This window comes from Halomonas nitroreducens, assembly GCF_003966155.1.
Lineage (GTDB): Bacteria > Pseudomonadota > Gammaproteobacteria > Pseudomonadales > Halomonadaceae > Halomonas > Halomonas nitroreducens.
The window spans coordinates 38,078-59,093 of record NZ_RXNS01000004.1; the positions used below are offsets into that span (position 1 = coordinate 38,078).

A 21,016-nucleotide genomic window follows, 5' to 3' on the forward strand; every position below is an offset into this window, starting at 1 on the left:
TCACGGCGGATCAGCTGCCCGCCGGCCCCCCGAGGGGGTCGGAGGGCCGACGGCTCGGCTCCTCCCCATCCTCGCCGTCGCCGTCCTCGGCGACGTCCGAGGGCGAGGGCTCGCTCTCGGTACGGCCGGCCGAGGGCGAACCACCACTGGGATCGTCCCAACCCTCGGGGGGACGCGGGGCGCGCCCCTCCATGATGTCCTTGAGCTGGGTCGAATCGATGGTCTCGTACTGCATCAGCGCCTCGGCCATGGCATCCAGCTTGTCGCGGTTGTCCTCGAGGATCTGCCGGGCCTGCTGGTAGCAATCGTCGATGATCCGGCGCACCTCCTTGTCCAGCTTGGTGGTGGTCTCGCCGGACTTGAGCTTGCCGCCCTGTCCCGCGCCACCCATGAACTGGTGCGACTCGTCCTCGTCGTACATCACCGGGCCCATCTCGTCGGACAGCCCCCACTTGGCCACCATGTTGTGGGCCAGCTCGGTGGCCCGCTTGATGTCGTTGGAGGCCCCGGTGGTGACGCCGTTCGGCCCCAGGGTCATCTCCTCGGCGATGCGGCCACCGAACAGCGAGCAGATCTGGCTGATGATCTGCTGGCGGGACAGGCTGTAGCGGTCCTGTTCGGGCAGGAACATGGTCACGCCCAGCGCCCGACCCCGGGGGATGATGGTCACCTTGTAGACCGGGTCGTGCTCCGGCATCACCAGGCCGATGATGGCGTGGCCCGACTCGTGATAGGCGGTGTTGAGCTTTTCCTTCTCGGTCATGACCATGGAGCGGCGCTCGGCGCCCATCATGATCTTGTCCTTGGCCAGCTCCAGCTCTTCCATGCCCACCAGGCGCTTGTTGCGCCGGGCGGCGAACAGCGCAGCCTCGTTGACCAGGTTGGCCAGGTCGGCGCCGGAGAAGCCAGGGGTGCCACGGGCGATCAGCGACGGCTTGACGTCATCGGCCAGCGGCACCTTGCGCAGGTGCACGTTGAGGATGTGCTCGCGGCCGCGGATGTCGGGCAGCGGCACCACCACCTGGCGGTCGAAGCGGCCCGGACGCAGCAGCGCCGGGTCGAGCACGTCGGGACGGTTGGTGGCGGCGATGACGATAATGCCCTCGTTGGCCTCGAAGCCGTCCATCTCGACCAGCAGCTGGTTGAGGGTCTGCTCGCGCTCGTCGTTGCCGCCGCCCATGCCGGCACCACGCGAGCGGCCCACGGCGTCGATCTCGTCGATGAAGATGATGCAGGGCGCCTGCTTCTTGGCCTGCTCGAACATGTCGCGCACGCGGGAGGCGCCCACGCCGACGAACATCTCGACGAAGTCGGAACCCGAGATCGAGAAGAACGGCACCTTGGCCTCGCCGGCGATGGATTTGGCGAGCAGCGTCTTGCCGGTGCCGGGCGGCCCCACCATCAGCACGCCGCGGGGAATGGTGCCGCCCAGGCGCTGGAACTTGGTGGGGTCGCGCAGGAAGTCGACCAGTTCCTCGACCTCTTCCTTGGCCTCGTCGCAGCCGGCGACGTCGGCGAAGGTGGTCTTGATCTGGTCCTGGGAGAGCAGCTTGGCCTTGGACTTGCCGAAGCTCATCGGGCCGCCCTTGCCGGCGCCACCGCCCTGCATCTGACGCATGAAGAACATGAAGATGGCCAGGATCAGCAGGATCGGGAAGCTGGCGATCAACAACCGCGTCCACAGGCTCTGCTCCTCGGGCTTCTTGCCGACCACGGTGACGTTGTGGGCAAGCAGGTCATCCATCAGCTTGGGGTCTTCCGCCGCCGGCCGGATGGTCTGGAACTGGGAGCCATCGGTGCGTTCGCCGCTGATGGAGTAGCCATCGATGGTCACGCTCTCGATCTGCTGGTTCTGCACCTGTTCGACGAACTGGGAGTAGTTCATCGTCTGGGGTGCGTTTTCGACGCTGAAGTTGTTGAACACCGTCAGCAGCACTGCCGCGATGACCAACCACAGAATCAGGTTCTTCGCCATGTCGTTCAAGGGACTACCCTCATTGCAAGAATCTGTCGGCCGAACACGCCTTTGCTTTCGACACTACATCAGCAGCACATGTTCAGCCAGCATGGGGGCAGGCCGGGCCCACCCGTGGCTATGGCATTCACTGTGACACAGACACGCCCTCGTGTCCGGCCATCGGATCGTTAGCCTGTGACTATCGGGATGCCGCGGCACCCACGGCGGCCGCGCCGGGACACCGGCTCAGCCGCGAAAACCCTCCGCCAGCAGGTAGACCTCTCGAGAACGGGCGCGGGAGGCCTCCGGCTTGCGGGTCACCACCCGCGTGAAGTCGCTGCGCAACTCCTTGAGGTAGGCGTCGAAACCTTCGCCCTGGAAGACCTTGGCCAGGAAGATCCCCCCGGGGGACAGGGTCTGGCGTGCCAGATCCAGCGCCAGCTCCACCAGGTACATCGCCTGGGGCTGGTCGATGGCGGCCATGCCACTCATATTGGGGGCCATGTCCGACATCACAAGGTCCACCGGCCGCTCACCGAGCCGGGCGAGGATCGCCTCGAGGACCGCCTCCTCGGTAAAGTCACCCTGCACGAAGTCGACGCCGGCCAGGGCGTCCATCTCGAGGATGTCGGAAGCGATGACCAGGCCCCGATCGCCGACCTTCTCGGCGGCCACCTGGCTCCACCCGCCGGGGGCGGCCCCCAGGTCGATGACCGTCATGCCGGGACGCAGCAGCCTGTCCTTGTCGTCCAGGGCCAGCAGCTTGTAGCTGGCACGGCTGCGATAGCCGTCCTGCCAGCTCTGCTGCACATAGCGGTCGTCGAAATGCTCCTTCAGCCAGCCGGCGCTGCTCTTGCTGGCGCCGCGCCGATTGGGGCGGGAATCTTGGGAACGTGCCACGGCATCACCTGTGAATGATCCTGGATGACAGGCGGTCGAGCGGTTTCCGGAATAGACCTGGGACGGGGTGCTGACCTGCGGGCCCGGGGTGACTGGAGGCAGGCGAGGCTGGCCGCGCTTTCGCCGCGGAGCGATTCACCGTACCATGTGCGCTGCGCGCCAACCGGGAAGAGTCAAGATACCATGAGCTTGTCACAGGCACAAAAGAAAGCATTCCGCAGCATCGGGCATCACCTCGACCCCGTGGTCACGGTGTCCGAGAACGGCCTCTCCGAGGGCGTGATCGCCGAGCTGAACCGCGCCCTCTCCGACCACGAGCTGGTCAAGGTCAAGCTGGCCCTCCCCGAGCGCGACGATCGCACCGCCATGCTCGAGGAACTGGTCGCCGCGAGCGGCGGCGAGCTGGTACAGAAGATCGGCAAGGTCGCCCTGCTCTATCGCCATAACCCCAAGGGCAACCCCAAGCTCTCCAACATCAAGCGCTTCGAGGAGCACCACGGCCGGCGCTGAGCTGGCGCTCAGAGCTTTAAGCCGTAAGCTGTAAGTCAAGCCGAAACACCCCCCGAGGTTCTGCCTCGGGGGGTGTTTTCTTACAGCTTAAAGCTTATGGCTTACAGCTGCCCGAAGGACTACAGATGCTCGACCTTGCCGATCTCGTACTCGACGTCGCCGCCCGGGGTACGCACCAGCACCACGTCGCCCTCTTCCTTGCCGATCAGGGCGCGGGCGATGGGCGAGGTGACGGAGATCTGGCCGGCCTTGATGTCCGCCTCGTCCTCGCCGACGATGCGGTAGGTCACCTCATCGTCAGTCTCCAGGTTGATCAGCTCCACGGTCACGCCGAAGATCACCTTGCCGGTCTTGGGCAGCTTGGTGACGTCGATGACCTGCGCATTGGAGAGTTTGCCCTCGATCTCCTGGATCCGCCCCTCGATGAAGCCCTGCTGCTCGCGAGCCGCATGGTATTCGGCGTTTTCCTTGAGGTCGCCATGCTCGCGGGCCTCGGCGATCGCGGCGATCACGTTGGGGCGTGCCTCGCTCTTGAGTTCCTCGAGCTCCTTGCGAAGACGCTGCTCACCGACGACGGTCATCGGGACCTTGTTCATTGACTGACTCCTGCATGCAGTTCCTGTAACCGCCGCACGGTGATGGCGTTGCCGTATTCGAGCGCCAGACAAACGGCATTGGCCCCGGCCAGGGTGGTGGCATAGGGAACCTTGCGAGCGAGTGCGGTGCGGCGGATCACCGAGGAATCATTGATGGCCTGGCGGCCCTCGGTGGTGTTGACGATATAGGCGACCTCGTCGTTCTTGAGCAGATCGACGATATGCGGACGACCTTCATATACCTTGTTGACGATCTCCACCGGCAGGTCAGCCGCCTCGAGGGCCGATGCCGTGCCACGGGTCGCACATAGGGTGAAGCCCAATTTTAACAGAGAACGGGCCACCTCGATAACACCCGCCTTGTCCGGATCGCGCACCGAGAGGAAGGCCTTGCGCTCGCCATCCAGCCGCGGAATCGCCTCGCCGGCGCCCAGCTGGGCCTTGTAGAAGGCCTCGGCAAAGGTATCGCCGGAGCCCATGACCTCGCCGGTGGACTTCATCTCCGGCGACAGGATGGGGTCTACGCCCGGGAACTTGGCGAACGGGAAGACCGCCTCCTTGACGCTGTAGAAATGCGGCACCCGCTCGCTATCGAAGCCCTGGTCGGCCAGAGTGGTGCCGGCCATGCAGCGGGCCGCGATCTGGGCCAGGGAGGTGCCGATGCACTTGGAGACGAAGGGCACGGTGCGCGAGGCCCGCGGATTGACCTCGATGACGTAGATCTCGCCGCCCTGCCAGGCCAGCTGCACGTTCATCAGGCCCTTGACGCCGAGCTCCACGGCCATGCGCTTGACCTGCTCGCGCATCTCGTCCTGCACCTCGGCGGGCAGCGAGTAGGGCGGCAGCGCACAGGCAGAGTCGCCGGAGTGCACGCCGGCCTGCTCGATATGCTGCATGATGCCACCGATCACCACCTGCTGACCGTCGGAGACGGCATCGATGTCGATCTCGATGGCGGCGTTGAGGAAGTGGTCCAGCAGTACCGGCGAGTCGTTGGAGACCTTGACCGCATGGGTCATGTAGTTCTCCAGCTCGGAAGCGTCGTAGACGATCTCCATGGCCCGGCCGCCGAGCACGTAGGAGGGCCGCACCACCAGCGGGTAGCCGATGGCCTGGGCCTTGGCGAAGGCCTCGTCGAAGCTGCGCGCGGTGGCGTTGGGCGGCTGCTTGAGCCCCAGCTTGTCGATCATCTGCTGGAACCGCTCACGATCCTCGGCGCGGTCGATGGCATCCGGCGTGGTGCCGATGATCGGCACCCCGGCGGCCTCGAGCTCGCGGGCCAGCTTGAGCGGCGTCTGACCGCCGAACTGTACGATCACCCCGGCGGGCTGTTCCTTGTCGGCGATCTCCAGCACGTCCTCGAGGGTCACCGGCTCGAAGTAGAGGCGATCCGAGGTGTCATAGTCGGTGGAGACGGTCTCCGGGTTGCAGTTGACCATGATGGTCTCATAGCCGTCATCGCGCATGGCGAGCGCGGCATGCACACAGCAGTAGTCGAACTCGATGCCCTGGCCGATGCGGTTCGGGCCGCCACCGAGCACCATGATCTTCTGGCGATCGGAGGCCTCGGCCTCACACTCCTCCTCGTAGGTGGAGTACATGTAGGCGGTATCGGACGCAAATTCTGCCGCGCAGGTGTCGACCCGCTTGTACACCGGGCGGATGCCGGCCTTCTGGCGGGTCTTGCGGAACTCCTTCTCGGCGACACCGAGCAGCCTGGCCAGGCGGGCATCGCTGAAGCCCTTGCGCTTGAGCGCATAGAGCTCGCGCGGCGTGAAGTCCGACAGCGAGCGCCGGGCGACCTCGGCCTCGCTGCGCACCAGGTCCTCGATCTGCACCAGGTACCAGCGGTCGATATTGGTCAGCGCGAAGATCTCGTCGACGCCGAGACCGGCGCGCATGGCGTCGGCGACGAAGAAGATGCGTTCGGCGCCGGCGGCCTGCAGCTCGCCCTTGATGTGCGCCATGGCCTCCTCGGTGAAGGCCGTGACCTTGGGGTCGAGGCCATCGTTGCCGGTCTCCATGCCACGCAGCGCCTTCTGCAGCGACTCCTGGAAGGTCCGGCCGATGGCCATCACCTCGCCCACCGACTTCATCTGGGTGGTCAGGCGATCGTTGGCCTGGGGGAACTTCTCGAAGGTGAAGCGCGGGATCTTGGTGACCACATAGTCGATGGACGGCTCGAAGGACGCCGGGGTGCGGCCGCCGGTGATGTCGTTCTGCAGCTCGTCCAGGGTATAGCCCACGGCCAGCTTGGCGGCGATCTTGGCGATCGGAAAGCCGGTGGCCTTGGAGGCCAGCGCCGAGGAGCGCGACACCCGCGGGTTCATCTCGATGACCACCACGCGCCCGGTGCGCGGATCGACGCCGAACTGGACGTTGGAACCGCCGGTCTCGACGCCGATCTCGCGCAGCACCGCCAGGGAGGCGTCGCGCATGATCTGGTATTCCTTGTCGGTCAGCGTCTGGGCCGGGGCCACGGTGATGGAGTCACCGGTGTGCACGCCCATGGGATCGAAGTTCTCGATGGAGCAGACGATGATGCAGTTGTCGTTCTTGTCGCGAACGACCTCCATCTCGTATTCCTTCCAGCCCAGCAGCGACTCGTCGATGAGCAGCTCGTGGTTGTTGGAGAGCTCGAAGCCGCGGGTGCAGATCTCCTCGAACTCCTCCTTGTTGTAGGCCACGCCGCCGCCGGAGCCGCCCATGGTGTAGGAAGGCCGGATGATCACCGGGAAGCCCAGCTCGCCCTGGATCGTCCAGGCCTCGTCCATGGTGTGGGCGACCTTGGCCTTGGGGCACTCCAGGCCGATGCGCTTCATGGCCTGGTCGAAGAGGTCGCGGTCCTCGGCCTTGTTGATGGCATCGGCGTTGGCGCCGATCATCTCCACGCCGTGCTTGGCGAGCACGCCGTGCTTGTCGAGGTCCAGGGCGCAGTTCAGCGCGGTCTGGCCGCCCATGGTGGGCAGCACGGCATCGGGCTGCTCGGCCTCGATGATCTTCTCCACCGCCTGCCAGGTGATCGGCTCGATGTAGGTGGCATCGGCCATCACCGGGTCGGTCATGATGGTGGCCGGGTTGGAGTTCACCAGGATGACCCGGTAGCCCTCCTCGCGCAGGGCCTTGCAGGCCTGGGCGCCGGAGTAGTCGAACTCGCAGGCCTGGCCGATGACGATGGGGCCGGCGCCGATGATCAGGATGCTCTGGATGTCGGTACGTTTGGGCATGACGGTTCCCGCGGCTAATCGGTGTAAAGATGGACTCGATGGTGACTGAGGATCAACGCTTAGCGGCGTTCCTTCATCATGGCAATAAAGCGGTCGAACAGCGGCGCGACGTCACGCGGGCCGGGGCTCGCCTCCGGGTGCCCCTGGAAGCTGAAGGCCGGCCGGTCGGTGCGCTCGATGCCCTGCAGGGTCCCGTCGAACAGCGAGCGATGGGTGGCCCGCAGGGTCTCGGGCAGGGTCGACTCCTCGGCCGCGAAACCGTGGTTCTGGCTGGTGATCATCACCTGGCCGGAATCGAGGTCCTGCACCGGGTGGTTGGCGCCATGATGGCCGAACTTCATCTTCACCGAGCTCGCCCCGCTGGCCAGCGCCAGCAGCTGGTGGCCCAGGCAGATACCGAAGATCGGCACCCCGGTCTCGAGCAGCTCGCGGATGGCGGCGATGGCGTACTCGCAGGGCTCCGGGTCGCCGGGACCGTTGGAGAGGAAGATGCCGTCCGGGGCCAGTGCCATGACCTCGCTGGCCGGGGTCTGGGCCGGCACCACGGTCAGGCGGCAGCCGCGGGAGGCCAGCATGCGCAGGATGTTGCGCTTCACCCCGTAGTCGTAGGCGACGACATGGTAGGGACGCTCGGCCGCGGCGGCGTCGGCATAGCCCTGCCCCAGGCTCCACTCGCCCTCGGACCACTCGTAGGGCGACTGGCAGGAGACCACCTTGGCCAGGTCCATGCCCTTGAGCCCCGGGAAGGCGCGTGCGGCCTCCAGGGCACGCGCCTCGGCGTCAGCGCCCTCGGCCTCGCCACCGGCGAGGATGGCGCCGTTCTGGGCGCCCTTGTCGCGCAGGATGCGGGTCAGCCGGCGGGTATCGATGTCGGCGATGCCCAGCACGTTCTGGCTGGCCAGGTAGTCGGAGAGTGTCTGCTCGGAGCGGAAGCTGCTGGCCAGCAGCGGCAGGTCGCGGATCACCAGGCCGGCGGCGGCGATGGCCCCGGACTCCACGTCCTCGGCATTGACGCCGGTGTTGCCGATGTGCGGATAGGTCAGGGTGACGATCTGGCGGGTATAGGAGGGGTCGGTAAGGATTTCCTGATAGCCCGTCATGGCCGTATTGAACACCACCTCACCGCTGGTTTGCCCATCGGCGCCGATGGCGGTGCCATGAAACACACTGCCATCTTCCAAGGCCAGTATCGCGGGTTTGTTCAACGCAACGTCCTCCCATGCTCGTCAAGGAATACTTCTTCGGCTGGCGCCCGACAGGCCGGGTGAGCACCCGTCGCCTCCAGAAACACCCGGCCACGCAGGGCGCGACCGGGTCGTAAAAAAGCGGGACGAAACCCGACAGAAGACCGGTTTCATCCCGCTTGTTGTCATTCGCTCGGAATGCTGGGCCGACGCAACAAGCGCTTGCGCGGCAATGGAGTGCCGGCGCCCGGCCAAAATTTTTGGAATGTTACAGGATCAGCGCCGCGCCGGCTACCCCCTCGACTCAGGCCAGGCCGATCACGTCCTGCATGTCGTAGCGCCCCTTGTCCCGGGCGGCCACCCAGCGGGCGGCGCGCACCGCCCCCTTGGCGAAGGTCATGCGGCTGGAGGCCTTGTGGGTGATCTCGATGCGCTCGCCCTCGGTGGCAAACATCACGGTGTGCTCGCCGACGATGTCACCGGCGCGCACGGTGGCGAAGCCGATCTCCTCGGCGCTGCGCGGCCCGCACTGACCGACGCGCTCGAAGACGCCATGCTCCTTGAGGCTGCGGCCCAGGGACTCGGCGACCACCTCGCCCATCTTCAGCGCCGTGCCGGAGGGGGCGTCGACCTTGTGGCGGTGGTGGGACTCGATCACCTCGATGTCGTAACCCTCGTCGCCCAGTGCCTTGGCGGCGGTCTCGAGCAGCTTGAGGGTCAGGTTCACGCCGACGCTCATGTTCGGGGCGAAGACCATCGCCAGCCGCTCGCCGTAGCCGTCCAGCTCGGCCAGCTCATCGTCGGAGAGGCCAGTGGTGCCGATCACGATGCGCTTGCCGTGGTCGGCACAGAACGCCAGGTTGGCCAGGGTCACCTGCGGGGCGGTGAAGTCGATCAGCACGTCGAAGTCGTCGACGATGGCCGCCAGGGAGTCGGCGGCGGCCACGCCCAGCTTGCCGATGCCGGCCAGTTCGCCGATATCGGCGCCGGCGAGCGAGCTTCCCGGCTCGACGATGCCGCCGGCCAGGGTGGCCTCGGCGTCCTGCTGCACGGCGTTGACCAGGGTGCGGCCCATGCGGCCGGCGACACCGACGATGGCGATACGGGTCATGCGGGCTCCTGAGGTTCGATGGCATGAAGTGCCGAGAGTATACCAGAGGCCGCCCCGGTCGGGGCCCCGCGCCTTGGGGCCGGAAGGCGATATCGCCCACACTGGAGCTATCCGCCCAGGAGATGCCGCGCCATGCCGGAACCGACCCCGCTGCCCGCCGACCACCCACTGCTGGCGCTGCTGCGCCGCCACCAGCGGGTGCTGCTGGCCGGCGCGCCGGGCACCGGCAAGACCACCCTGGCCGCCGCGGCGGCCACCGCCCTGGCGCGCCGGGGCGTGGTCTGCCGCTGCCTGACCGCCGACCCCGGCCTGCCCGGGTTCGGCCCCCCGGGGGCCGTGGCGCTCGGGGTGTGGCGGGGCGCAGGTTGGTACACGGAGCGGCTGGCCGCGCTGTGCAGCCTGGATGCCGCCCGCTTTCGCCTGCCGCTGGTGGATGCCCTGCGCCGGCTGGCCGCCCACTGCCCGCCCGGGCCGCTGCTGATCGATGCCCCCGGCGTGGTGCGCGGCGCCGGGGCCGCCGAGCTGCTGCTGGCCCTGGCCGGGGTCGGCGACGCCCGGGCACTGGCCCTGCTGGTGCCGGAGGGCGCCGCGCCTCCCCTCGCCGACGAATGCCGCGCCCTGGGGCTGCCCTGCCGTCGCCTCGCCCCCGCCGCCGAGGCGCGCCATCCGGGCAAGCTGGCGCGCAAGCAGCGCCGCACCGTGGCCTGGCAAGCCTGGCTGGACGGCGCCGGCGAACAGGCCCTGGCGCTGGACGGCCTCGCGATGCTGGGCACCCCACCGCCACGCTCGGCCCCCGAGGCCTGGCGGGGCCGCCAGGTCGGCCTGCTCGACGCCCACGGCGAGACCCTGGCGCTGGGCGAGGTGGTCGCGCTGACGCCGGACTGCCTGCGGGTGCGCGTCGCGGCCCCCTCGGCCGCAGTGGCCGCGGTGGTGATCCGCGACGCCCACCGCGACCGCGACGGCGTGCTGGGGACCGCCCCCCGCCATCGGCACATCCGCGCGGCCGGGGCCTTGCCGGAACTGACCCACAGCCTGCCGCCGGCGACGGCCGACGGCGGGCCGCGGCCGGTGGTGCGCCTCGAGCGGGCCGTGGCCACCCTGGTCAACGGCGTGTTCGGCGACCCCCTGCTGCACCTGCGACTACGCCACCAGCGACGCAGCCTGCTGTTCGACCTCGGCGACGCCGGGCGCCTGCCGGCGCGGCTCGCCCATCAGGTCAGCGATGTCTTCATCAGCCACGCTCACTTCGACCATATCGGCGGCTTCCCGTGGCTGCTGCGCTCGCGCATCGGCGACTACCCGCCATGCCGGCTCTATGGTCCGCCGGGGCTCGCCGAGCACGTGCGGGGCCTGATGAGCGGCGTGCTCTGGGATCGGGTGGGCGACAAGGCCCCGCGCTTCGAGGTGGCGGAGCTGCACGGTGAGCGGCTGGTGCGCCACGCCCTCGTGGCGGGCCGCGCCCCCGAGGCACTACCGACCCGACGTGCCGAGGGGGGACGGCTCCTCGAGGAGCCCGGCTTCGGCGTGCGAGCGACGACCCTCGACCACGGCACACCGGTACTGGCCTTCGCCTTCGAGCCTCACGCCGAGGCCAGGGTACGCAAGGCACGGCTGGCGGCGCGAGGCTGGCCGCCCGGCCCTTGGCTCGGCGAGCTCAAGCGACGGATGCTGGCCGGCCAGGCCGACGCCCCGATCCAGCCGCCCGGCGGCACGCCCTTGCCCGCCGCGACCCTGGCGGCGGAGCTGCTGGAGATGCGCTCGGGCCAGCGGCTGGTCTATGCCACCGACCTGGGCGACACGCCGGACAACCGGCGCCGCCTGCAGGCCCTGGCGAGGAACGCCGACGTGCTGGTCTGCGAGGCCCCCTTCCTCGAGGCGGAGGCCGACCAGGCCCGCCGTACCGGCCACCTGACCGCCCGGGCCTGTGGCGAGATCGCCAGGGCGGCGGGCGTGGCGCAACTGGTGCCCTTCCACTTCTCGCGCCGTCATGCCGCTGACCCGCGCCCGCTCTACGACGAGATCCGTCCCCACTATCCCGGCCTGGCGGTACCGACGGCGGACTAAGCTTTGTCTGAAAAGGCGGCGAGCGATGGCCAGACAAGGCAAAAATCGGCGAAAAGACGGAGTTTACACGGTGTAAATGAGTACTTTGAGCCGAGTTTTAACGCCGGATGGGCGAGCGCAGGCAGTTTTCAGACAAAGCGTAGGCTCAGTCGGCCGTCGGGTCATGGCGCAGCAGCAGGCCGATGGCCAGCAGCACCAGGGCGCTGCCCGGCAGCCAGGACCAGCCGAGGCGCGAGGGCGTCTCGATGAACAACAGCAGCATCGAGACGAAGGGCACCAGGTAGCCATAGGCGGTGATGGCGCCGGGAGTCAGCACCGCCGTGGCCCGCTGCATCAGCCAGAAGGTCAGGGCGCTGGAGGCCAGCCCCAGGTAGACCAGCAACAGGCCATCGCGCCAGCTCATGGTGGCGAGCCGGCCCACCGGCTCCACCGCCAGACCCAGCAGGCCGATGAGCACCCCGCCGAGCCCCAGGCTCCAGAAGGTGCGCACCGCCGCCGAGGCGGGCAGCACGCCCCGGGTCAGCCCCCACTTGCTGAGCACCGGATAGAGGGCCGAGCACAGGCAGCCGAGGAAGAATACCGCCTCGCCCACTCCGAAGCGCAGCGCGCCACCGCGCTCCAGGGCCTCGGCGAAGGCCAGCCCCAGGGCCCCCGTCGCGCCCAGGGCGAGGATCGCCGGCAGTCGCCAGGCCAGCCGCTCGACGCCGGCCCCCAGCCCCAGGCCGTAGGCGAGCAGGGGCACCGTTACGTAGAGGGTGGCCATGGACAGCGCCGTGGCATGATGGGCCGCCCAGAACATGGCACCGAAGAAGCCGGCCAGGCACAGCCCCATGGCGGCGAACAGCGGCAGCGACCGCCAGCCCGGCCAGGCGCCCGGCACCCGGCGCACCAGCAGGGCCAGGCCCAGGCAGGCGATGGCGAAGCGCAGCGCGGTGAGCGAGAGCGGTGGCAGCGCGCTCATCAGCCCCACGGCGGGGAACGACAGTCCCACCAGCGACGCCCACAGCAGCATGCCCAGGTGGGCGGTGCGAACCGTCGGCGTCTCGGCGCTCAATTTTCCCAGACGATCTGCAGGGCCTCGTCGCCGGCCATGCGCTCCAGGTGACTGGCGACCACGCCTTCCAGGCGGTCGAGCCCCTCCTCGTCCAGGGCCTCGACGGCCACCTGCAGCTTGTCCGGCTCGGCCCACAGCAGGCAGGAGCCATCCTCGAAGCTGACCCGCCCCTCGCTGCCCTGCTGCTCCACGTCCTGATTGTGGGCCCAGTGCTTGCACAGCCGCTTGAGCAGCTTCTCGCCGGACTCGGTGGCGATCTCGGCACGTGAAATCGGCATGGTGATCTCCGCTTTCCTTGAAGGTGAATCTCCAGCCTATGACGTGCGCCCCCCGAAGCGCCAGAGTGCGATTCGCGACAGGCGCTGCGTTGGCGCCGCGAGTCGAGCCGCGCCGGGCGGTGGGACTATGCTCATCCCTGACGGACCCGTTCACCTGCCAGGAGGGACGCCGCGATGATCGTCAACTGCGTGGCCTACGAGCAGGGGCACCGACTGCGCGATATCCGGCCAGCCGACATCGCCGACTACATGGCCCGGCCGAACTGCTTCGTGTGGGTGGCCTTGCACAACCCCGACAAGGAGGAGCTGGCGCCCTTCGAGACCGTCTTCGACCTGCATGAACTGGCCGTCGAGGACGCCCTGCACGGCGAACAGCGTCCCAAGGTCGAGGAGTACGGCGAGGCGCTGTTCGTCACCATGCACATGATCACGGTCGCCGACGGGGAGCTCGTGTCCGGTCAGGTCGCGGTGTTCGCCGGCCCCGGCTACGTGCTCTCGGTGCGCCAACATCCCGGCCAGGGCTTCGCCGGGGTGCGCAAGCGCTGCGAGCACGAGCCGGAACTGCTCAAGCAGGGCCCCTCCTTTGTGCTCTATGCGCTGATGGACGTGATCGTCGACCGCTACTTCCCGGTGGTCGAGGCGCTGGAGGCCGAGCTCGAGAGCATCGAGGACCAGATCTTCGTCCGCGGCACCGCCCGCTCGAGCCTCGAGCGCCTCTACCAGCTCAAGCGCCAGACCATGCAGGTCAAGCATGCCGTGACCCCGCTGGCCGAGGCCAGCGCCCACCTTTTCGGCGGCCGGGTACCGGCGCTGTGCCTCGACACCCAGGAATACTTCCGCGACGTCTACGACCATCTGCACCGCATCGAGATGGCCGTGGAGACCGTCCGCGAGACCATCATCACGGCGATCCAGGTCAACCTGTCGATGGTGGCCATCGACGAGAGCGAGGTGCACAAGCGCCTGGCCGCCTGGGCGGCGATCTTCGCCGTGGCCACCATCCTGGCGGGGGTCTGGGGGATGAACTTCGCGCATATGCCGGAACTCGACTGGCGCTTCGGCTACCCCCTGGCGCTGGCGCTGATGGGGCTGGCCTGCGGCGGGCTCTACCGGCGCTTCCGGCGCACGGGCTGGCTGTAAGCTTGGGTCATCGGCCTGCAAACGTTTTATATAAGTGATATAGGATGGTCACTCGCCAGAGCAGTATGCCGCGGCGGGCTTGTGTGAGCCCCGCGGAAGCGGCCTCGGGAACGCAACCAAGGAGGGCAGATGGATTCGCGGCTTGACTGCCTGACACGGCTCAAAGTCGACCGGAGCAAGGGGCGGCCCGCGCCTCATCAGCCCTGCCTCCTGCTGGCGATCATCTGCGAGATTCAGGCAGGCCATGTCGTCTCCCCCCATATCGCGATCGATACCCGCCTGATCGCTCGCTACCACGACATTTTCGAGACAGCGACGGGAGAAAGACATCGCGCCCGGCCGTGGATGCCGATGTGGGCCTTGAGAAATCGGGAAGGCCCCTCCGGCAAGCTCTGGCGCCCGGAGTATGTCAGGCCGTGCAAGGGATGGCCGACCAGATGGGGCAACCCAAGTCCCTGAACCAGCTTCGCGAGCGCTTCACCTCGGCACGGCTCGACAACCAGCTGTTCGCTGCCTGGCAGAATAGCGATCTGGCCAGACAATCCTGCACGCTACTGGCCCACCGTTATCTCGCCCCCGATGGTCACCCCGCGAAACGTCTCGAGGCGTATCTCGAGACTGCGCTGGCCAGCGGTGACTATCAGCGGCATCCGGAGCGCCTGGCCGCGGGTATCGAGGAAGCCGGCCAAAGATACGCCCGCTCTGCCGCCTTCCGAGCCCTGGTGCTGGAAGCTTACGACTATCGATGCGCCGCTACACGGCTGCGATGCATCACCCCGGACTACCGCTACCTGGTGGAAGCCGCCCACCTGATCCCCTTCTCCGTCAGCCAGGATGATCACCCGACAAACGGCCTGGCACTCACGCCGAATCTCCATTGGGCCATGGACAACCACCTGATCGCCCCGGGGCCCGATCACCGCTGGCATGTCAGCCCCACCGTCGACGCCCTGGTGCCGGACAATCGCTGGCTCTGCGAACTGGACGGCACCCGGCTGGTGTTGCCCAGAGAATTGCGCTGGCAGCCCAGTGCCGACGCCCTCGCCTGGCGTCAGGCGCACCTGCAGCGCTGACCCGGCAACGACAAGGCCCCGCCTCCCTGGGGAGTGCGGGGCCCTGGCGTGCCGGCGAGGCGAGCCTTACGGCTTCATGTCCTCGAAGAACTTCTTCACGCCGTCGAAGAAGCTGGTCTTCTTCGGCGAGTGGTGGCTGTTGCTGCCCTCCAGGCTCTCCTGGAAGCGGCGCAGCAGCTCCTTCTGCTCCTCGCTGAGCTTGACCGGAGTCTCGACCACGACCTTGCACAGCAGGTCCCCGGGGGGGCCGCCGCGCACCGGCTTCACGCCCTTGCCCTTGAGGCGGAACATCTTGCCGGTCTGGGTCTCGGGCGGGATCTTCAGCTTGACCCGGCCGTCCAGGGTGGGCACCTCGAGCTCGCCGCCCAGGGTGGCGTCGACGAAGTTGATCGGCACCTCGCACTGCAGGTGGCGGCCTTCGCGCTCGAAGATGTGGTGCGGCTTGATGGCCACCTGGACGTAGAGGTCCCCGGGTGGGCCGCCGTTGATCCCCGCCTCGCCCTCGGCGTTCAAGCGAATGCGGTCGCCGGTGTCGACGCCGGCGGGAATCTTCACCGAGAGGGTGCGGGTCTCGCGCACCCGGCCCTCGCCATGGCACTTGTGGCACGGCACCTTGATGTGCTGGCCGCTGCCGTGGCAGGTCGGGCAGGTCTGCTGCACGGCGAAGAAGCCCTGCTGCATGCGCACCTGGCCGTGGCCGGCACAGGTCGGGCAGGTCTCCTTGCTGGAGCCCGGCTCGGCGCCGTCGCCGTCGCAGCGCTCGCACTCGATGTGCCGCGGCACGCGGATATCCACGCTGGTGCCGGCCACCGCGCTCTCGAGGTCGAGCTCGAGGTTGTAGCGCAGGTCGCTGCCGCGCTGCGGGGCGTTGGGATTGCGCCGCGCCCCGCCGCCGCCGAAGATGTCGCCGAAGACATCCCCGAAGATATCGCTGAAGCCACCGGCCCCGGCACCACCGAAGCCGCCGGCCCCGGCCTGGCCGTCGACGCCGGCATGGCCGAACTGGTCGTAGGCCGCACGCTTCTCGCTGTCGGTCAGGACCTCGTAGGCCTCGGAGACCTCGCGGAACTTCTCGGCCGCGGTCTCGTCTTCCGGATTGCGGTCCGGGTGGAATTTCTGGGCCAGGCGTCGGTAGGCCTTCTTGATGTCCTTCTGGTCGGCCCCGCGCTCGACGCCCAGTATCTCGTAGTAGTCACGCTTGGACATGTGTCTGTCCGCCTCCGTAGCGACTCTGCGGAAACACCAACGCGGGAGTCGTGCCCCCGCGCTGGCGTCGTCCGTGATTCAGGCGTCGTGGTTACTGCTTCTTCTGGTCGTCGTTGACTTCCTCGTACTCGGCGTCGACCACGTCGTCTTCCTGCTTGGCACCGGCCTCGCTGCCGGCCTCGGCGCCCTGGGCCGCCTCGCCCTGCTCGGCGTACATCTTCTGTGCCAGGTTGCCGGAGGCCTCGGTCAGCGTGTCGAGCTTGGCCTGGATGTCGTCCTTGTCGTCGCCCTTGAGGGCTTCCTCGAGGTCGGACGCGGCGCTCTCGATGGCCTGCTTCTCCTCGTCACTGGCCTTGTCGCCGGCTTCTTCGAGGGTCTTGCGGGCGGCGTGGACCATGCCGTCGGCCTGGTTGCGCAGCTGCACCAGCTCCTCGAACTTCTTGTCCTCGTCGGCGTGGGCCTCGGCGTCCTGGACCATCTGCTCGATCTCGTCCTCGGACAGACCGCTGGAGGCCTTGATGACGATGGACTGCTCCTTGCCGGTGGCCTTGTCCTTGGCGGACACGTGCAGGATGCCGTTGGCGTCCAGGTCGAAGGCGACCTCGATCTGCGGCACGCCGCGCGGCGCCGGCGGGATGTCGCTGAGGTCGAAGCGGCCGAGCGACTTGTTGCCGCTGGACTGCTTGCGCTCGCCCTGCAGCACGTGGATGGTCACGGCGGTCTGGTTGTCATCCGCGGTCGAGAAGGTCTGGGTCTTCTTGGTCGGGATGGTGGTGTTCTTCTCGATCAGCGGCGTCATCACGCCGCCCAGGGTCTCGATGCCCAGGGTCAGCGGGGTGACGTCGAGCAGCAGCACGTCCTTGACGTCACCGCCGAGCACGCCGCCCTGGATCGCCGCGCCCACGGCCACGGCCTCGTCCGGGTTGACGTCCTTGCGGGCGTCCTTGCCGAAGAACTCGGCGACCTTGGACTGGACCATCGGCATGCGGGTCTGGCCGCCGACCAGGATGACGTCGTCGATCTCGGAGGCGGACAGGCCGGCGTCGGCCAGCGCGGTCTTGCAGGGCGACAGGGAGCGCTTGACCAGCTCCTCCACCAGCGACTCCAGCTTGGCCCGGGTCACCTTGACGTTGAGGTGCTTGGGGCCGGTGTTGTCGGCGGTGATGTAGGGCAGGTTGACCTCGGTCTGCTGCGCGCTGGAGAGCTCGATCTTGGCCTTCTCGGCGGCTTCCTTGAGGCGCTGCATGGCCAGGTTGTCGCCGGACAGGTCGATGCCGCTGTCGGCCTTGAACTGGTCGACCAGGTAGTTGATCAGCTTGAGGTCGAAGTCCTCGCCGCCCAGGAAGGTGTCACCGTTGGTGGCCAGCACCTCGAACTGGGTCTCACCGTCGACGTCGGCCACCTCGATGATGGAGATGTCGAAGGTACCGCCGCCCAGGTCGTAGACCGCGATGGTCTTGTCGCCGCGGGCCTTGTCCATGCCATAGGCCAGCGCCGCCGCGGTCGGCTCGTTGATGATGCGCTTGACCTCCAGGCCGGCGATGCGGCCGGCGTCCTTGGTGGCCTGGCGCTGGCTGTCGTTGAAGTAGGCCGGCACGGTGATGACCGCCTCGGTGACGGTCTCGCCCAGGTAGTCTTCCGCGGTCTTCTTCATCTTCTTGAGGACTTCGGCGCTGACCTGCGGCGGTGCCAGCTTGTTGCCCTTGACCTCGACCCAGGCGTCGCCGTTGTCGGCCTCGGTGATGGTGTAGGGCACCATCTTGATGTCCTTCTGCACCACGTCGTCCTTGAAGCGACGACCGATCAGGCGCTTGATGGCATACAGGGTGTTCTGGGGATTGGTCACCGCCTGGCGCTTGGCCGCCTGGCCCACCAGCGTCTCGCCATCGTCGGTGTAGGCGATGATGGACGGGGTGGTGCGCGCGCCCTCGGCGTTCTCGATCACCTTGGCGCTGTCGCCGTCCAGCACGGCCACGCAGGAGTTGGTGGTCCCCAGGTCAATACCGATGATGCGTCCCATAGGAAATCCTCGAAATTGCGTTGCAGATTCGTCGTATGCGGCGTTTGCCGCGGGGTTGCCGTCTATCTGGGGGCCCTCGACGTCTTTTCAAGACCCTGAGCCGCCTTTGTGTGCGAAAGAATGCGTGCGGCTCAGCCGGCGGCCTGGCTGACCACCACCATGGCCGGGCGCACCAGGCGACCGTTGAGCAGGTAGCCCTTCTGCATCACCTCCATGACGGTATTGGGCTCCATCTCGGGGTTGGGCACCATCGCCATGGCCTCGTGGTACTGCGGGTCGAAGGGCTCGCCCTGGGGCTCGATTTCCTCGACGCCGAACTTGGCCAGCACGTCGCGCTGCATCTTCAGGGTCATCGAGACGCCCTCGCGGTGGGCCTCGGTGGCATCCTCGCCCATGGCCTCCAGCGCCTTCTCCAGGCTGTCGACCACCGGCAGCAGCTCCTTGACGAACTTCTCCAGGGCGAACTTGCGCGCCTTCTCGGCTTCCTGCTCGGCCCGGCGCCGCACGTTCTGGGCCTCGGCCGCGGTGCGCATCGCCTGGTCCTTGGTCTCGGCCAGCGTCTGCTCGAGCTCCTCGACCCGTGCGGCCAGCACCTCGGCCTCGGGATTCTCCGCGACCTCGGCGGCTTCCTCGACGCCTTCGACGACGTCTTCCACCTCGCCCTCGACGGTCTCCGGCTCGACCTGGGTGTCGGCCTCCTCTTGCTGACGAGCGAGCTCGTCGTCCAGCGGGGTCTGCGAGTCTTTGGCCATGCCTCTCTCCTGAATGGCAACCGGCGGCCACGGGGCCGCCTGCAGGACTGAATGTCGATGATCAATCGGTGATGCGGGGTATATGGGGCTGGCCGCGCCGAACTCAAGGCATGCGATGGCGGCGATTCGGCCCGTGCGTTGTTCCGCCCCCTGAACTACTGTATAAACGCACAAGGCATTGGATGAATAACCAGTAGATTCGGACAGGCCCCGGGGAGGCATCATGCTGACAGAGCTCGCCATTCGTGACTTCGCCATCGTCGACCACCTGGAGCTCGAGCTCGCCGGGGGCATGACCGCCATCACCGGCGAGACCGGGGCCGGCAAGTCCATCCTGCTCGGTGCCCTGGGCCTATGCCTGGGCGAGCGCGCCGATGCCGGCAGCGTCCGCCACGGCGCCGAGCGCGCCGACCTCAGCGCACGCTTCGATGTCGCCGCCCTGCCCGCCGCCCGGGACTGGCTGGCCGAGCGCGAGCTGCCCGTGGATGACTGCCTGCTGCGCCGGGTGGTGACGCGTGCCGGCCGCTCCAAGGCCTGGATCAACGGCCAGCCCGCCACGGTCGCCGAGCTCAAGGCGCTGGGCGGCCACCTCATCGAGATCCACGGCCAGCATGCCCACCAGGCCCTGCTCAGCGAGGAGACCCACCTGCGGTTGCTCGACGACTTCGCCGGGCACGGCGAGGCGGTGGCGAGCCTGGCCGAGACCTTCCGCGCCTGGCGCGAGGCCCGCCGTCGCCTCAAGCGCCTGGCCGAGGACGGCGACGAAGTGCGCGCCCGTCGCCAGCTGCTGCGCTACCAGGTCGAAGAGCTCGACCAGCTGGCCCTGGCCGAGGACGAGCTGGGCGGACTGGAGGCGGAGCAGGAGTCGCTGGCCCACGCCGAGGAGCGCCTGCGCGAGGCGCAGTTCGCCGTGGAGTGCTGCGACGGCGAGCAGGGCGGCGCCCTGCCGCTGCTCAACCAGGCGGTGAGCCGCCTCTCGGCGCTGCCCGGCAGCGACCGGGGAACCCTGGCCGAGGCCCTGGGCATGCTCAATGATGCCTGCATCCAGGTGGAGGAGGCCGGCCGTGAACTCAACCACTTCGCCGCCGGCGTGGAGCTGGACCCGGAGCGGCTGGCCTGGGTGGAGGAGCGCCTCGGCGAGGTGCACCGCATCGCCCGCAAGCATCACGTGCCGCCCGACGAGCTACCGGCCCTGCACCATGCCCTGGGCGAGGAGCTCGCCGAGCTCGATGGCGGTGATGGCGACCTCGAGGCCCTGTCCACGGAGGTCGAGACCCTCGAGACCCGCTGGCGGGAGCAGGCCGAGGCGGTAAGCGCGACCCGCCGCGGGGCCGCCCGGCGCTTCGGCGAGGCCGTCCAGGAGCAGCTGGCCTTTCTGGCCATGGGCAAGGCGACCTTCGAGGTGGAGCTGGCCGCCCGGGAAACCCCGGCACCGGAGGGGCTGGAGCGGGTGCGCTTCCTGATCAGCGCCAACCCCGGCCAGCCGGCCCGCCCGCTGGCCAAGGTCGCCTCCGGCGGCGAGCTCTCGCGCCTCAGCCTGGCCATTCAGGTCGTGGCCGCCCAGCATTCCACCATCCCCAGCCTGGTCTTCGACGAGGTGGACGTGGGCGTCTCCGGGGCCACCGCCGAGATCGTCGGCCAGCTGCTGCGCCGCTTGGGCGCTCAGGGCCAGGTGTTGACCGTGACCCACCTGCCCCAGGTGGCGGCCCAGGCCCACCAGCACCTGCATATCGCCAAGCAGGCCGAGCAGGACACCACCCTCACTCGCATGGCGCTGCTCGACGAGGCCGGCCGGGTGGGCGAGCTGGCCCGCATGCTGGGGGGCATGACGCTCACCGACCAGACCCTGGCTCACGCCCGGGAGATGCTCGACGCCAGCCAGCGCGCCCATCACTAGGGGCGTCGGCCCATCCGCCACAACGACGAGGGCCCCGATCCGCGGAT

Annotated in this window: 16 protein-coding genes; 5 read left to right on the forward strand and 11 right to left on the reverse strand. The window is 68.2% G+C overall.

What is annotated here, in order from left to right; genetic code table 11:
* Positions 1-10: 10 nt before the first annotated feature.
* Positions 11-1,984, reverse strand: coding sequence for an ATP-dependent zinc metalloprotease FtsH (gene ftsH / locus EKG36_RS05225; protein ID WP_126481750.1), 1,974 nt, complete (start codon positions 1,982-1,984; stop codon positions 11-13).
* A gap of 219 nt (positions 1,985-2,203) precedes the next feature.
* Positions 2,204-2,857 carry a 23S rRNA (uridine(2552)-2'-O)-methyltransferase RlmE gene (gene rlmE / locus EKG36_RS05230; protein ID WP_126481752.1) on the reverse strand — a complete coding sequence of 218 codons (654 nt, stop codon included), beginning with the start codon at positions 2,855-2,857 and terminating at the stop codon, positions 2,204-2,206.
* Positions 2,858-3,040: 183 nt separating this feature from the next.
* Here rlmE and yhbY point away from each other — a divergent pair, with 183 nt between their 5' ends.
* Positions 3,041-3,367, forward strand: coding sequence for a ribosome assembly RNA-binding protein YhbY (gene yhbY / locus EKG36_RS05235; protein WP_126481754.1), 327 nt, complete (start codon positions 3,041-3,043; stop codon positions 3,365-3,367).
* 119 nt (positions 3,368-3,486) lie between these two features.
* Here the strand turns inward: yhbY and greA are convergent, their stop codons facing one another.
* From greA to dapB, 4 genes are all read right to left on the reverse strand, one after another.
* Positions 3,487-3,963 carry a transcription elongation factor GreA gene (gene greA, locus EKG36_RS05240; RefSeq protein WP_126481756.1) on the reverse strand — a complete coding sequence of 159 codons (477 nt, stop codon included), beginning with the start codon at positions 3,961-3,963 and terminating at the stop codon, positions 3,487-3,489.
* Complete coding sequence (carB, locus tag EKG36_RS05245) at positions 3,960-7,190, reverse strand: carbamoyl-phosphate synthase large subunit (RefSeq protein WP_126481758.1); 3,231 nt, start codon at positions 7,188-7,190, stop codon at positions 3,960-3,962. Before carB ends, greA begins: the two co-directional genes overlap by 4 nt.
* Positions 7,191-7,249: 59 nt before the next feature.
* Complete coding sequence (gene carA, locus EKG36_RS05250; RefSeq protein ID WP_126481760.1) at positions 7,250-8,395, reverse strand: glutamine-hydrolyzing carbamoyl-phosphate synthase small subunit; 1,146 nt, start codon at positions 8,393-8,395, stop codon at positions 7,250-7,252.
* A gap of 283 nt (positions 8,396-8,678) precedes the next feature.
* Positions 8,679-9,485, reverse strand: a complete 807-nt coding sequence (gene dapB, locus EKG36_RS05255; protein ID WP_126481762.1) for a 4-hydroxy-tetrahydrodipicolinate reductase — start codon at positions 9,483-9,485, stop codon at positions 8,679-8,681.
* Between the two features lie 132 nt (positions 9,486-9,617).
* Between dapB and EKG36_RS05260 the strand changes: the two genes are divergently transcribed.
* Positions 9,618-11,549: an MBL fold metallo-hydrolase gene (locus EKG36_RS05260; protein WP_126481764.1), complete on the forward strand. Its 1,932-nt coding sequence runs from the start codon at positions 9,618-9,620 to the stop codon at positions 11,547-11,549.
* A 145-nt stretch (positions 11,550-11,694) separates the two neighbouring features.
* On the opposite strand, the gene EKG36_RS05265 is transcribed toward EKG36_RS05260, so the two are convergent.
* The gene (locus EKG36_RS05265; RefSeq protein ID WP_246007440.1) at positions 11,695-12,603 is read right to left on the reverse strand and encodes a DMT family transporter; all 909 of its coding nucleotides are present in this window, start codon (positions 12,601-12,603) and stop codon (positions 11,695-11,697) included.
* Positions 12,600-12,881: a DUF2218 domain-containing protein gene (locus tag EKG36_RS05270; protein WP_126481766.1), complete on the reverse strand. Its 282-nt coding sequence runs from the start codon at positions 12,879-12,881 to the stop codon at positions 12,600-12,602. The genes EKG36_RS05265 and EKG36_RS05270 overlap by 4 nt, the downstream gene beginning before the upstream one ends.
* Before the next feature lie 174 nt (positions 12,882-13,055).
* Between EKG36_RS05270 and corA the strand changes: the two genes are divergently transcribed.
* Positions 13,056-14,021: a magnesium/cobalt transporter CorA gene (gene corA, locus EKG36_RS05275; RefSeq protein WP_126481768.1), complete on the forward strand. Its 966-nt coding sequence runs from the start codon at positions 13,056-13,058 to the stop codon at positions 14,019-14,021.
* Between the two features lie 437 nt (positions 14,022-14,458).
* On the forward strand, positions 14,459-15,094 hold the full coding sequence (locus EKG36_RS05280; RefSeq protein WP_185827488.1) for an HNH endonuclease: 636 nt from the start codon (positions 14,459-14,461) through the stop codon (positions 15,092-15,094).
* Positions 15,095-15,160: 66 nt separating this feature from the next.
* Here EKG36_RS05280 and dnaJ read toward each other — a convergent pair whose 3' ends face one another.
* From dnaJ to grpE, 3 genes are all read right to left on the reverse strand, one after another.
* On the reverse strand, positions 15,161-16,300 hold the full coding sequence (dnaJ, locus tag EKG36_RS05285; protein ID WP_126481772.1) for a molecular chaperone DnaJ: 1,140 nt from the start codon (positions 16,298-16,300) through the stop codon (positions 15,161-15,163).
* Positions 16,301-16,391: 91 nt separating this feature from the next.
* Positions 16,392-18,320 (reverse strand): molecular chaperone DnaK, encoded by a 1,929-nt coding sequence (gene dnaK / locus EKG36_RS05290; RefSeq protein ID WP_126481774.1) that lies wholly within the window; start codon positions 18,318-18,320, stop codon positions 16,392-16,394.
* A 131-nt stretch (positions 18,321-18,451) separates the two neighbouring features.
* Positions 18,452-19,072 carry a nucleotide exchange factor GrpE gene (gene grpE / locus EKG36_RS05295; RefSeq protein WP_126481776.1) on the reverse strand — a complete coding sequence of 207 codons (621 nt, stop codon included), beginning with the start codon at positions 19,070-19,072 and terminating at the stop codon, positions 18,452-18,454.
* Between the two features lie 223 nt (positions 19,073-19,295).
* On the opposite strand from grpE, the gene recN reads away from it, so the two are divergent.
* On the forward strand, positions 19,296-20,969 hold the full coding sequence (gene recN / locus EKG36_RS05300) for a DNA repair protein RecN (protein ID WP_126481778.1): 1,674 nt from the start codon (positions 19,296-19,298) through the stop codon (positions 20,967-20,969).
* The last annotated feature ends 47 nt before the right edge of the window (positions 20,970-21,016 follow it).